This window comes from Rathayibacter rathayi, from assembly GCF_004011095.1.
In the GTDB taxonomy this organism is placed as follows: Bacteria; Actinomycetota; Actinomycetes; order Actinomycetales; family Microbacteriaceae; genus Rathayibacter; species Rathayibacter rathayi.
Window position 1 is genome coordinate 448014 of record NZ_CP028129.1, and the last position, 12306, is coordinate 460319.

Consider the following 12306-nt stretch of genomic DNA (forward strand, 5'->3'; position numbering starts at 1 on the left):
CAATCGTATTTTGCATAAGCCTCAATACTTCCCACGGGAACTGGACATCCCGGGCCTTCCTTTCGGTCATCGCGGTAATCTTACCAATTCTGCGGTGGACCAGAAAGAATGGGTCACCTCACCTTTGTCGGCGAGCGTGTTGGAGAGGATGAGGGTGTTGGCTAAGCGGGTTTCTCGGAATGCGTGAGTATCGTGGTGCTTGCCGGGAATGGGATCCGAGATGTGAATCAACCGGCCGGAGAGATCAGCCAGGACCTGACAGTTGTGCCCCGTGGTCGTGTGTTTCCCGGAGTACAGTTCGGGCGCGTCAGCCCAGGACCAGCACGGCAGGAGAATACCGTCGATGACGGCCGTCGTCTCACCGAGCGCCACCTCGACGTCCGGCTGTTCGTCGTCCGTCACGACGTTAAGCATCGCTTCAACCAACGCGATCGTTCGCGAAACGGTCGACTGATCGACGCCGACGAGATCGGCTATTAACTGCTCGGTGACGTTGTGGCGATAGTAAAGAAGAGTGACCTGCAATGCCCCAGCGAGCGAGAGTCTGCGTGGCCGTCCTCGCCGCCGCTGCCACAGAAATTCGTTCTCCATCCGTTCGACGAGGATCGCGTAGTGCTCGGCCGTCATTCCCGTAGTAGTCTGCATGTGCACCGGCTGGTTCCTTCGTGAAGAGCGTCTGTTGGAAGTTGCCCTTCAATCGAAGCGGATCAGCCGGTGTTACCCGTGACAGACACGCACGATTTCACCTCGATCAACCGGATTTTGCATAAGCTTCAACGCCGTCCGCGGACTCATCTTCTTCACTCAGCAAAAAACCAATTTTGCATAAGCCTCCAGATTGGAGGCGAGTTCCACCCTGACCGACTCGGGCAGGGGATCCAGGCGGGTGATTACTTGCGCGATCGTGGACACCCTAGGAGTGTATCTCTTCGCTCGCGCATCGTCTGAAAGCCGGCTGATTCAGGTGGACAGCACCGGCAACGGAAAGAGGAAGCCCGGCGGGGGCTGCTCTGGGACGGACTGCAGATCGCCGCCGACCCCAGTCGCGGGGCTATCCGCTCGGGAATTTCGCCTGTTGACCGGGTCGCCGTCGAGATACAGTTCAAGGATATCGACCGGGCCCGGACGAGGCAGGGCATCCGACCGTGGACATGCTCGATGGCAGTCGAGTACTGAACAATCTGGTTAGCCAAGCTGGAAAGTGCCAGCGTTGTCTCCGTTCAGGCTTTCTTTCTTCTGCGGAAGGCGCCGCTGAGTACGGTGGCGAGGATTCCGGCGAACAGTCCGCCGCCGAACACGGCCACCCATTGCGGTTCGAACCAGCTGACCGGATCGGTCGCGTCTGCGGCCGCTGTGTGGTCTGATGTGATGTTCTTCGCGTTGATGGGCGCGGCGAAGAAGTCGTAGATGCCGCTCGTGTCCACGCCCGGTGTTCGGGTGTTCGCGAGGACGCTTGCGAAGTTCGCGTAGTAGTCCTGGGTCTCTTTGAGGCCGGTATTGCCCGTGGCGACGAATTTGTTGAGTCCTGTGAAGACGTTCTCGACGCCGTCGAACGTGGTCGTGGCGTTCTTCAGGAGTGCGTCGAACTGGCTCGTGTTATCGGGCACGGTTCCTGCGCTGCTCGTGATCTGGCTGCTGGTCTGATCGGTCTGACTGACGAGCCCGGTGATACTGGTGCGGAGGTCATCGCTGCTATCGATAAAGAGCCCGGAGCTGTCTGGGGTGCGGCTGCTCCAGTCGCCTACCTTGAGACTGGTGACGGTGTTTTCTGTGAGAGACGCCTCCTTGAGGCTCGCGATCGTCTCGTTGTACCAGGTGTCCACGTTCGTGAGGGCAGAATCGAACGTTGGGCCAGGGAGGCCGGTGCGGAGCGAGTCACGGGTGGTCTCGAGCGCGAGGATTTCCTCCTGCAGGCTCGCGACGATCGCCGGATCACCCACACCGGCCGGAACCGACGGGCGCCTTGGGTCGGCAGGATCCGCCGGGTTGACAGGAGCGGCCGAGCCGCTGAGGCGTGTTTCGACGGCTTTGAGGTTCTGGATTCTCGTGTCGAGGTCGGCAGAGAGGTTGTCGATCGCGAGGGTGTGATCTGCTCTGTACTGCGCGATCGCCTGCTGAAGTTCGGCGATCCTGCCGTCCAGATGCGGCGGACTGGTACCGTCCGGGCGCGTGCAGGGCGCGGGCAGATCTGTGGCGTCGAGCCCTGCCAGCTTACACAGCGTGCTGGCTTTGAGCGCCTCGAACTGGGAACCGTAGAAGCGTCGATCAGACGCGGCCTGATCCGCGATGCCTTTATTGCTATTGGTCGCGTTGATCTGTGCGATCTCTTGCTGCCTGCGCGCGTACTCATCAATCTTCTGCAGCTGCCCGGAAAGCGCCTCGCTGCTGGAGGTGAGCGAGTCCGCGACCGACTTCGTGAACGTATTCTGAGCTTCGACGGTCGCGGTGTTCACGTCTTTGAGATCTTTTGCGCTGGAGACAAAGTTCTCGATGTTGGGAATCGTGCCCGAGAATGGTTTCTGCACATCCGTGGTCAGAGCAGTAATGAGTGCTTCCTGGTTGCTAAGGGTCCCGTGCATTTGTCCGTCTGCCTCGGCGAGATTATCCGCTAGGGAGGCGTAGTACATCTTGATGACGCTCTCGTTGAACCCACTCACTATTGCTATGATCCTGGCCTCCAGCAGCTGATCCGCTCGCTTGTCCGCTTGTGGCTCGAGCTTGTACTCGACTGTCGCTTTCGTGGGGTTGGTATCCTGAAGGGTCAGGATGTCGCGCGTAAACGACTGCGGAATGTATAAGATCGCATCGACAGAGCCATCGCTGTACGCCTTTTCAGCGACCGAGCGGGAAAGCACGATCCAGTTGTACTCGGAGTCCTTCGAGATCCGGTCGACGAACGATGTGCCGAACGTGTACTCGTCGCCATTGAACTCGGAGGCCAGATCCTCGTTCACCAACCCCACCGTGGGCCTGACATCATCGGCGCCCTGCGCCGCATCAGCATTCACCGGCAAGAAGCTCATGCACAGCGCGATCAACAGCATGGCTGCCGAGGAGAGCCGCGCAAGCCTCGATCGGGATTGTGTCGACACGTTCGCCATACAGATACTCCTTCGACTGGGTTCAACACACTCGCATACGCATCGCACTGCACAGGGTGATCACGCACGGACTCACCGTTGAGAGAACCGCGGACGCGACGATTGATGGGCAACTACCGCCGTGCAGACCTTCACAGCAACCGAGGCGACGGTGCACGCAAGCGGAAGGCACACACGAAACCCCGCGGTTCGGCGTACGAGACCTACGCGAACGAGAGGCACATTACTACGCTTGACAAGAAGGCTGGCGGACTTTGTCGCTGCAGGCCGCAAGGCCACCGGCCGCTCCGCGAGCGATATCCAGGCGCGAGAGTGGCGCGAGCGTGGGACGACCTCCCCATCAGCGTCGACGCCGGAGCACCCCGCTCTCGACCGGGAGGTCCTCATCCCCGTCTCACCGATGGCAGCGAGTCGTCACACCTCCACCAACCTCCCCGGCCCGTACACCTAGACTTGCGCAGTGCTCAAGTTGGTCGTGCTCGTCTCAGGGGGCGGATCGAATCTCCGCGCCCTCCTGAATGCCACCTGCGCCGAGGGCTTCCCGGCCCGCATCGTCGCGGTGGGCAGCGACACCGACGCCGCGGGCTTGCGTTACGCCGACGAGCGCGGCACACCCTCCTTCACCGTGGCGCCGCGCGACTTCGCCTCGCGCGACGAGTGGGGCACCGCCCTGCTCGCGCGGATCCAGGAGTGGCAGCCCGACCTCGTCGTCTGCGCGGGTTTCATGCGGATCCTGCCCCCCGTGGTCGTCGATGCGCTCAGCCCGCGGATGATCAACACCCACCCCGCCCTCCTGCCGCTCTTCCCCGGCGCGCACGCCGTCCGCGATGCCCTCGCAGCGGGCGCGACCGAGACGGGCGTCACCGTGCATCTCGTTGACACCGGAGTCGATACCGGCCCGATCATCGCCCAGGAGAGCCTCGCCGTGCTCCCCGGCGAGAGCGAGGCCGCGCTGCACGAGCGCATCAAGACCATCGAGCGTCGCCTGCTGGTGCAGACGGTGCTCGACATCGCCCACGGAACCGTTGACCTCGAGGAACTCGCCCGCGCATGAGCATTACCGCCCACGACCCCAGCAGCTACGACGACCGCGACCTGGTGCCCGTCCGCCGGGCACTGATCTCGGTCAGCGACAAAACCGGCCTGCTCGAGCTCGGAGCGGCGCTCGTCGCGGCCGGCGTCGAGCTCGTCTCCACGGGCTCGACCGCCGCGACCCTCCGCGGCGCCGGACATGAGGTCACCGACGTCTCGGCCGTCACGGGGTTCCCGGAGTCGCTCGACGGCCGCGTGAAGACGCTGCACCCGGCCGTGCACGCGGGCATCCTCGCCGACCTGCGTCTCGCCTCGCACCGGGAGCAGCTGCAGCAGCTGGACATCGCCGCGTTCGAGCTGGTCGTGGTCAACCTGTATCCGTTCCGCGAGACTGTCGCCGGTGGTGCCGACGCGGCGACCGTCGTCGAGAACATTGATATCGGCGGCCCCGCCCTTGTACGCGCCTCCGCCAAGAACCACGCGAATGTCGCGATCGTCGTCAACCCGGCCGACTACTCCGGTATCGTCGCCGCTCTCGCCGTGGGCGGTACGACCCTCGCCGCCCGCCGCACCCTCGCGACCCGCGCCTTCGCGCACACCGCTTCCTACGACAGCGCCGTCGCCGCCTGGTTCGCCGGGCAGGAGGCGGACGAGGGTGTCGCGGGCTCCGTCGAGATCCGTGCAACTCTCCAGCAGGTGCTCCGCTACGGCGAGAACTCGCACCAGAAGGCGGCGCTCTACGTCTCTCCCGACGGCACCGGCATCGCGCAGGCGACGCAGCTGCACGGCAAAGAGATGTCGTACAACAACTATGTCGATGCCGACGCGGCCGTCCGTGCGGCCTATGACTTCGTGCTGCCTGCCGTCGCGATCATCAAGCACGCCAACCCCTGCGGCATCGCGATCGCGAGCGGCAAGGCCATCGACCCCATCGCCTCCGCCCACCGCCGCGCCCACGAGTGCGACCCGGTCTCGGCCTTCGGAGGCGTGATCGCCGCGAACCGGCCCGTCACGCTCGCGATGGCCGAGACGGTGAAAGAGATCTTCACCGAGGTGCTCGTCGCCCCCGGATTCGAGTCCGAGGCGCTCGAGGTGCTCAAGACCAAAAAGAACCTGCGCCTGCTGCAACTTCCCGACTTCTACGCCCCCGTCGAACGCGAGTTCAAGCAGATCTCGGGCGGTCTGCTGCTCCAGGAGCCGGACCGCTTCGTCGGCGGACCCGGCGAGGTCAGCTCCGGTTGGCAGCTGGTCGCGGGCGAGCCCGCGGACGCCGACACGATGCTCGACCTCGAATTCGCGTGGAAAGGGTGCCGCGCGGTCAAGTCGAATGCGATCCTGCTCGCAAAGGCCGGTGCTTCGGTCGGCGTCGGCATGGGTCAGGTGAACCGCGTCGACTCCTGTCACCTCGCCGTGACCCGCGCCGGCGAGCGCGCCTCCGGCTCAGTCGCTGCGTCCGACGCGTTCTTCCCCTTCGCCGACGGCCTCGACGTCCTCCTCGCCGCGGGCGTGAAGGCGGTCGTCCAGCCCGGAGGATCCGTCCGCGACGCCGAGGTCATCGACGCGGCCACCCGCGCCGGCATCACGATGTATACGACGGGGGAGCGGCACTTCTTTCACTGAGTGACGGGCGCTGCCCGGCACTCAGTGAAAGAAGTGGTGTGTGATTTCCACCCCGCTCCTTGTGCGGCGTGGCGCGGTTGGCTTTGTGGCGCGGTGCGTCCGACAGAGCGAGGTGCGTCGCCGGTCGCGGAAATCGCTTGGCACGCGATTTCCGCTGAACCGGCTCTGCCTTGTGGCGGGAGTTCCGTGGCGAGTGGGTGGCGGCGGGCCGGTCTCATAGGGGGATGCAAGGGGTTCGACAGGTGGGGTGCGGGCTGCGGCGCGTAGGGTCGCCGAGTGCATTCCGATTCGACGCCCGACCACCCGCCCGTGACCGCCGTGACCATCCGCGCCACCGACCGGACGCCCGCGACAGGGCGCCGCCTCCTCTTCGCGCTGCTCGCCGCCGCGGCCACCGCCCTGGTCGCGCACCTTGCGAACCTGCTCGCCTACTTCATCGGCAACCAGCTTCAGCCGGGGTCGATCCCGCAGGTGAACGCGTACTTCCTGCTCTCGAGCGTGCTCGGCTTCGTCGTCGTGCTCGCACTCGCGATCGCCGGAACCCTCGGCCGCGCCTGGCTCGCGGCCCTCACTGGGCTCGTCGCGGGCGTGGTCGGCGCCGTGTTCGGCACGCTCGTGCAGGCCAGCGCCACCGGTGCCCCCGTCACAGGCGCGGTGTGGGTGTCGATCTTCCAGACCTTCGCCGGACTCAATCTCGTCTTCCTCCTGGCCTTCACCGTCTCGGCGGCGACCGTCGGTCGCGCCGTCTGGCTCCGCGTCCGCACCGACGAAGCGCCGACCTCCGCCTCAGCCCGCCGCATCGCGCTGGTCCGCGCCCCGGCCGCCGACCTCTCCGCCTGCGAGCTCACCCACCTCGAGCGCGTCCCCGTCGACCAGCAGCGTGCCCAGCAGCAGTGGGAGGCGTACGTCGACCTGCTCGAGCGGGCGGGCTGGGAGAGCGTCGAAGCCGCGCCCGCGCCCGACCTCGCTGACTCCGTCTTCCTCGAGGACGCCGTGGTCGTGTTCGGCGACCACGCCGTGATTGCCCGCTCCGGAGCGCAGTCCCGCCGCGGCGAGGCTGCCGGCGCGGAAGAGGCGGCGCGCGCCCTCGGCCTCACCGTGGACCGGATCGAGGAGCCGGCGACGCTCGACGGCGGCGACGTCCTGACAGTCGGCTCAACCGTCTACGTCGGCCGCGGAGGCCGCACCGACGCGGCCGGAATCGCCCAGCTACGCGCGATCCTGCGCCCTCGCGGGTACGACGTCGTCGCGGTCCCGCTCTCGACGGTGCTCCACCTCAAGAGCGCAGTGACCGCCCTGCCCGACGGCACCGTCATCGGCTGGGAGCCGGCCGTCGACGAGCCCCGGCTGTTCCCCTCTTTCCTGCCGATGCCGGAGGAATCCGGCGCCCAGGTGGTCGTCCTCGACGACGACACCCTCCTGATGGCCGCCTCCGCTCCGCGCAGTGCCGAGCTGCTGAGGAGCCTCGGCTACCGCGTGCTCACCGTCGACATCTCGGAGTTCGAGAAGCTCGAGGGCTGCGTGACCTGCCTCTCGGTCCGCGTGCGCTGAGGGCGGAGGCGGGCGGTCTGGCGACGGCCGCTGGACGGGACACCACGTCCGGGTATAGCCTGCGAGGCTGCCCCGGGCCCCCGTCCCGGTGGCATTCCTGTCTCCCCACTCCTCCCGGCTCGGGGAAGGCTCCGTCCTCGTCGCGAAAGCACGCACCGTGTCCGCATCTGCCCTCCCGTCGCCCGGCGTCACCGAGCACAAGCGCCCGAGCACCCGGCGGACCCTACTGCGCCTCGTACCGTTCGTCGGCGACGCTCTGCCCCGCCTGCTGAGCGGCATCGGGGTCGCTCTCGTGGCGAGCCTGGTGTCGCTGGCCATCCCGATCGTCCTGCAGCAGCTCGTCGACGGACCCCTGGGCGACGGAGCGACGGCCGCCGGCTCCGGCGACCTCGGCCCGCTGATCGGCCCCGTCACCGTCATCCTGATTCTCGGTGTCGTCGAGGCCGGTGCTATCGCGCTGCGGCGCCGGATGGTCCTCACCCCCAGCACCCGCATCGAGGCGCGCATGCGCTCGGCTCTCTACAGCCGCCTGCAGGACCTGCCGGTGTCGTTCCACGACCGCTGGCAGAGCGGGCAGCTGCTCTCGCGGGCGATGAGCGATCTCAGCCTCATCCGCCGGTGGATCGCGTTCGGCTTCGTGCTGCTCGTGGTCAACGCCTTGACGATCGTCGTCGGCTTCGGCGTCCTCGTCTCCTGGAACCCGATCCTCGGCGTGCTCTTCGTCGTCTGCTCGATCCCGGTCTGGATCTACGGACTCGCCTTCGAGAAGCGCTATTCGAGCATCGCGCGCCGCAGTCAGGACCAGGCCGGCGATCTCGCGACGACCGTCGAGCAGTCGGTGCACGGCATCCGTGTGCTGAAGGCGTTCGGGCGCCACCAGCACGCGCTCGAAAACTTCGCCGGGCAGGCCGAGAAGCTCCGCGGAACCGAGATCGACAAAGCCCGTGCCATCGCCGGGATCTGGCTCGTGCTGCTGCTGGTGCCGGACATCGCCTTCGCGCTCTGCCTGCTCGGCGGAGTCTGGCTCGCCGCCGACGGCCAGCTGAGTGTCGGCGAGCTCTTCGCCTTCTTCGCCACCGCGACCGTGCTGCGATGGCCGGTCGAGTCGATCGGGTTCCTCCTCTCGATGACCTTCGACACCCGCACTGCCGTCGACCGCTACTTCGAGGTCATGGACAGCCGGAACACGATCACCGACCCGGAGGAGCCGGAGACGATCGCCCAGCCGCGCGGCCATGTGCGCTTCCGCGACGTCCACTTCCGCTATCAGGACGCGCCCGAACATTATCCGGATCTGCTCGACGGGCTCGATCTCGAGGTGGAGCCCGGCGAGACGATGGCGGTGGTCGGCATCACCGGCTCAGGGAAGACCACGCTCACCGCACTGCTTCCGCGGCTCTACGACGTGACCGGCGGAGCGATCGAACTCGACGGAGTGGACATCCGCCGGCTCCGGCGCGACGAGCTGCGCACGCACGTCGGCATGGCGTTCGAGGACGCGACGCTCTTCTCCACCAGCGTGCGCGAGAACGTCCTGCTCGGCCGCCCCGAGGCGAGCGAGGAGGAGCTGCTCGAGGCGCTCGAGATCGCGCAGGCGGACTTCGTGCACCGGCTCCCCGACGGCCTGGACACGACGGTCGGCGAGGAGGGGATGAGCCTCTCCGGTGGCCAGCGCCAGCGCCTGGCCCTCGCCAGGGCTGTCGCTGCCCGCCCCGCCGTGCTCGTGCTCGACGACCCGCTCTCGGCGCTCGACGTCGACACGGAGGCGCGGGTTGAGGCGGGCCTGCGCCGGGTACTCGGCGACACCACCGCGATCATCGTCGCGCACCGTCCGTCGACGGTGGCGCTCGCCGACCGTGTGGCCGTGATCGAAGAGGGGCGCATCACCGCGGTCGGCACGCACAGCGAGCTGCTCGCGAGCAGCCCGCACTACCGCTTCGTCATCTCGAGCCTCGAAGAGGACGAGCTGACCCGGCCCGCGGGCATCGAGCGCCTCGGCTCCCGCCCCGCGACGACCCACCAGGAGACGCGATCATGAGCACGCTCGGTTCCGCCGAGGAACGCGACGACCTCTCTCGGGCGGAGTCGACGGCCCTGCGCCGGCGTTCGCTGCGACTCCTCGGGTCGCTGCTGCGGCCGCTGCGGCTTCGTCTTGCGCTGACGGCGGTCGTCGTGGTCGTCGCGACGGCGGCGCAGGTGGCGGGTCCGGCGCTGATCGCGGCGGGCATCGACAACGGCTTACCCGCGGTGCTCGCGGGAAACGCCGTCCCGCTTGCCCTGACCGTCGGCGCCTACATCCTGACCGGGCTGATCGGCGCACTCCTCGTCGCCTGGTACACGGTGCTGTCGGCGCGGGTCAGCCAGGCGATCCTGATCGACCTGCGCAAGCGCGTCTTCCTGCACACGCAGAAGCTGAGCCTGGAGTTCCACGAGAACTACACCTCCGGCCGGATCATCTCGCGGCAGACCAGCGACCTGGACTCCATCCGCGAGCTGCTCGACTCCGGTATCAACCAGTTGGTGCAGGGCGCGCTCTACATGGGCTTCGTCGCGATCGCGCTCGTCTCGCTCGACGGGGTGAGCGGCATCGTGCTCGCCTGCGCCCTCGTGCCGCTCGCGCTGCTGACTCGCTGGTTCCAGAAGCGCTCGCAGACGCTGTTCCGCGGCACGCGAGTCGCCTCGTCGCGGCTGATCGTGCAGTTCGTGGAGTCGATGACCGGCATCCGCGCGGTGCAGACCTTCCGCAGGCACAAGCGCAACGAGACGGTGTTCGGCGGAGTCGTCGAGCAGTACCGGCTCGCGTACAAGCGCGTCTTCGGCGTGTTCGGCACCTTCGATCCCGGGCTCGTGCTGATCGGCAACATCACGGTCGCGGTGGTGCTGTTCATCGGCGGCGTCCGCGTACTCGACGGTGGGCTCGAGATCGGCGCGCTCCTGGCGGTCCTGCTCTACACCCGGCGCTTCTTCGACCCGGTGGAGGAGATGGCGATGTTCTACAACTCCTACCAGTCGGCCGCGGCCGCGCTCGAGAAGATTTCGGGCGTGCTGGCCGAGGAGCCGAGCGTCCCGGATCCGACCCGTCCGATCGACCTGCGCCACGCGCGCGGTCGGCTCGGCTTCGAGGGTGTCCGCTTCGCCTACACCGCCGACCGCGAGGTGCTGCCGCGCTTCGATCTCGACATCCCGGCGGGGCAGACCATCGCGCTCGTCGGATCGACGGGTGCCGGCAAGACGACGCTCGCCAAGCTGATCTCGCGCTTCTACGACCCGAGCGACGGCGTGGTGACCCTCGACGGCGTGGATCTGCGGCAGCTGCATCCGAAGGACCTGCGGCGCGCGATCGTGATGGTGACGCAGGAGGCCTACCTCTTCTCCGGATCGGTCGCCGACAACATCGCGATCGGACGGCCGTCTGCGTCCTACGACGAGATCGTGCGCGCGGCCCAGGCCGTGGGTGCGCACGAGTTCATCCAGGCGCTGCCGGACGGCTACGACACCGATGTGAACAAGCGCGGCGGGCGCGTCTCGGCGGGGCAGCGTCAGCTGATTTCGTTCGCGCGCGCGTTTTTGGCGGATCCGGCCGTGCTGATCCTCGACGAAGCGACCTCTTCGCTCGACATCCCGAGCGAGCGGCTGGTGCAGCAAGGGCTTCAGACGCTGCTGGCCGACCGCACCGCAGTGATCATCGCGCACCGCCTTTCGACGGTCGCGATCGCTGACCGCGTGCTGGTGATGGAGCACGGCCGCGTCGTCGAGGACGGTGCTCCGCAGGCGCTCATCGCCGGAGACGGACGCTTCGCCACTCTGCACGCGGCTTGGCGCGACTCGCTCGTCTGAGGCGTGGGCGCGCCTGGGGGTGTGATGTGCAGGGAGGCGTGCGGTCTGCAGGGAGGCGTGCGGTTTGCAGGGACGTGTGCGGTTTGCAGGGGATTCTCGTGAGGAGGATGATCCTGCCGCGAGAATGAGTCGACGGGAGGCGGATCCCCTGCGAATCGAACTGGCTCCTGCGAAGGAGACGGGCTCCTGCGAATCGAACCGGGTCCTGCGAAGGGGACGGGCTCCTGCGAATCGGACAGTGGCGGTCGGTGGGGCGGCTCGCGCGGACGCGTCAGGGACGCCAGCGGGCGGCGGCCATGTCGACGCGGTAGCCGCCAGGAGTGTCGACCAGGGGCGTGCCCTCGCGCTCGTACTCGCGGCGGGCCCGCTCCTCGTGTCCTCGCGCGGGCGCGCCTCCCGAGCGCACAACACGCCACCAGGCGACGTCCGAGCCGTAGTGCGCCATCACCGTCCCGACGACCCGGGCCGCCCGGCTGCCGAGCACCGCGGCGATCTCGCCGTACGCCATCACATGCCCGGGCGGGATTGACTCGACGACGCCCAGAACTGCTGCGATGAAGTCGGGTCGATCTCCGTCGACCTGCTCACTCAGAGCGTCAGCGCCCCGATGTTCTCGCCGTACTGCGTCTCGCCGACGACCTCGAAGCCGATCCAGCGGAAGAACTGCTCGGGGCCGTCCTCGCCCGACTCCCAGATCACGGTGAGGGTGCCGAAGCCGCGGGCGCGGGCCTCCTCGGCGGTGGCGCGGACGGCGAACGTGCCGACACCGCGGCCCTGCTTCGCGGCGTCGATGTTGATGCGCCAGATGCAGCTGCGGAATTCCTCCGCCGCCTCCGGATCGAAGTGCGCGTGGATGAAGCCGACCAGCTCGTCGCCGTCCATCACGGCGCGTTGCCAGGAGGCGCCGGGGTCAATCACGGCGGCAGCGGCGGAGTAGGAGACCGGCGCGATGAACTGCTCCTGGCCGGGTTTGAGGCTCAGCCCGTTCACGGCGGAGATGTTCGAGGCGGACAGCTCTTCCAAGCGAAGGTCACTCATGCCGTCACTGTAGCGGCGGGCTGCATGGGGGGCATCCTTTTGGCGGGCGACGCGGGCAGTCCCACGAGCCGAGAGCGGAGAAGTGTCTCGACATCGAGACAGTTCGGGCCTCGGGTAGGCTGGCCGA

9 protein-coding genes are annotated in these 12306 nt (G+C 67.3%); 5 read left to right on the forward strand and 4 right to left on the reverse strand.

The window, feature by feature from the left end; translation table 11 throughout:
- Positions 1-66 precede the first annotated feature (66 nt).
- Both C1O28_RS02295 and esaA read right to left on the reverse strand, forming a co-directional pair.
- Entirely contained in the window at positions 67-627 is a 561-nt protein-coding gene (locus C1O28_RS02295) for a transposase family protein (RefSeq protein ID WP_164861102.1), read from the reverse strand.
- Positions 628-1220: 593 nt separating this feature from the next.
- The gene (gene esaA / locus C1O28_RS02300; protein WP_122999654.1) at positions 1221-3101 is read right to left on the reverse strand and encodes a type VII secretion protein EsaA; all 1881 of its coding nucleotides are present in this window, start codon (positions 3099-3101) and stop codon (positions 1221-1223) included.
- A gap of 460 nt (positions 3102-3561) precedes the next feature.
- Between esaA and purN the strand changes: the two genes are divergently transcribed.
- The 5 genes from purN (at position 3562) to C1O28_RS02325 (ending at position 11141) form a co-directional block, all read left to right on the forward strand.
- Positions 3562-4155: a phosphoribosylglycinamide formyltransferase gene (gene purN, locus C1O28_RS02305; RefSeq protein WP_097167485.1), complete on the forward strand. Its 594-nt coding sequence runs from the start codon at positions 3562-3564 to the stop codon at positions 4153-4155.
- Positions 4152-5753, forward strand: a complete 1602-nt coding sequence (gene purH / locus C1O28_RS02310; protein ID WP_097167486.1) for a bifunctional phosphoribosylaminoimidazolecarboxamide formyltransferase/IMP cyclohydrolase — start codon at positions 4152-4154, stop codon at positions 5751-5753. Before purN ends, purH begins: the two co-directional genes overlap by 4 nt.
- A 276-nt stretch (positions 5754-6029) precedes the next feature.
- Positions 6030-7304 (forward strand): dimethylargininase, encoded by a 1275-nt coding sequence (gene ddaH / locus C1O28_RS15820; protein WP_276328110.1) that lies wholly within the window; start codon positions 6030-6032, stop codon positions 7302-7304.
- A gap of 157 nt (positions 7305-7461) precedes the next feature.
- Complete coding sequence (locus tag C1O28_RS02320; RefSeq protein WP_097167575.1) at positions 7462-9342, forward strand: ABC transporter ATP-binding protein; 1881 nt, start codon at positions 7462-7464, stop codon at positions 9340-9342.
- Positions 9339-11141 carry an ABC transporter ATP-binding protein gene (locus C1O28_RS02325; RefSeq protein WP_097167487.1) on the forward strand — a complete coding sequence of 601 codons (1803 nt, stop codon included), beginning with the start codon at positions 9339-9341 and terminating at the stop codon, positions 11139-11141. The genes C1O28_RS02320 and C1O28_RS02325 overlap by 4 nt, the downstream gene beginning before the upstream one ends.
- Before the next feature lie 271 nt (positions 11142-11412).
- On the opposite strand, the gene C1O28_RS02330 is transcribed toward C1O28_RS02325, so the two are convergent.
- Both C1O28_RS02330 and C1O28_RS02335 read right to left on the reverse strand, forming a co-directional pair.
- A complete protein-coding gene (locus C1O28_RS02330; RefSeq protein WP_337189918.1) occupies positions 11413-11835 on the reverse strand; it encodes an MGMT family protein in 423 nt (140 codons plus the stop codon).
- Positions 11730-12179 carry a GNAT family N-acetyltransferase gene (locus tag C1O28_RS02335; protein ID WP_068251698.1) on the reverse strand — a complete coding sequence of 150 codons (450 nt, stop codon included), beginning with the start codon at positions 12177-12179 and terminating at the stop codon, positions 11730-11732. Before C1O28_RS02335 ends, C1O28_RS02330 begins: the two co-directional genes overlap by 106 nt.
- Between the last annotated feature and the right edge of the window lie 127 nt (positions 12180-12306).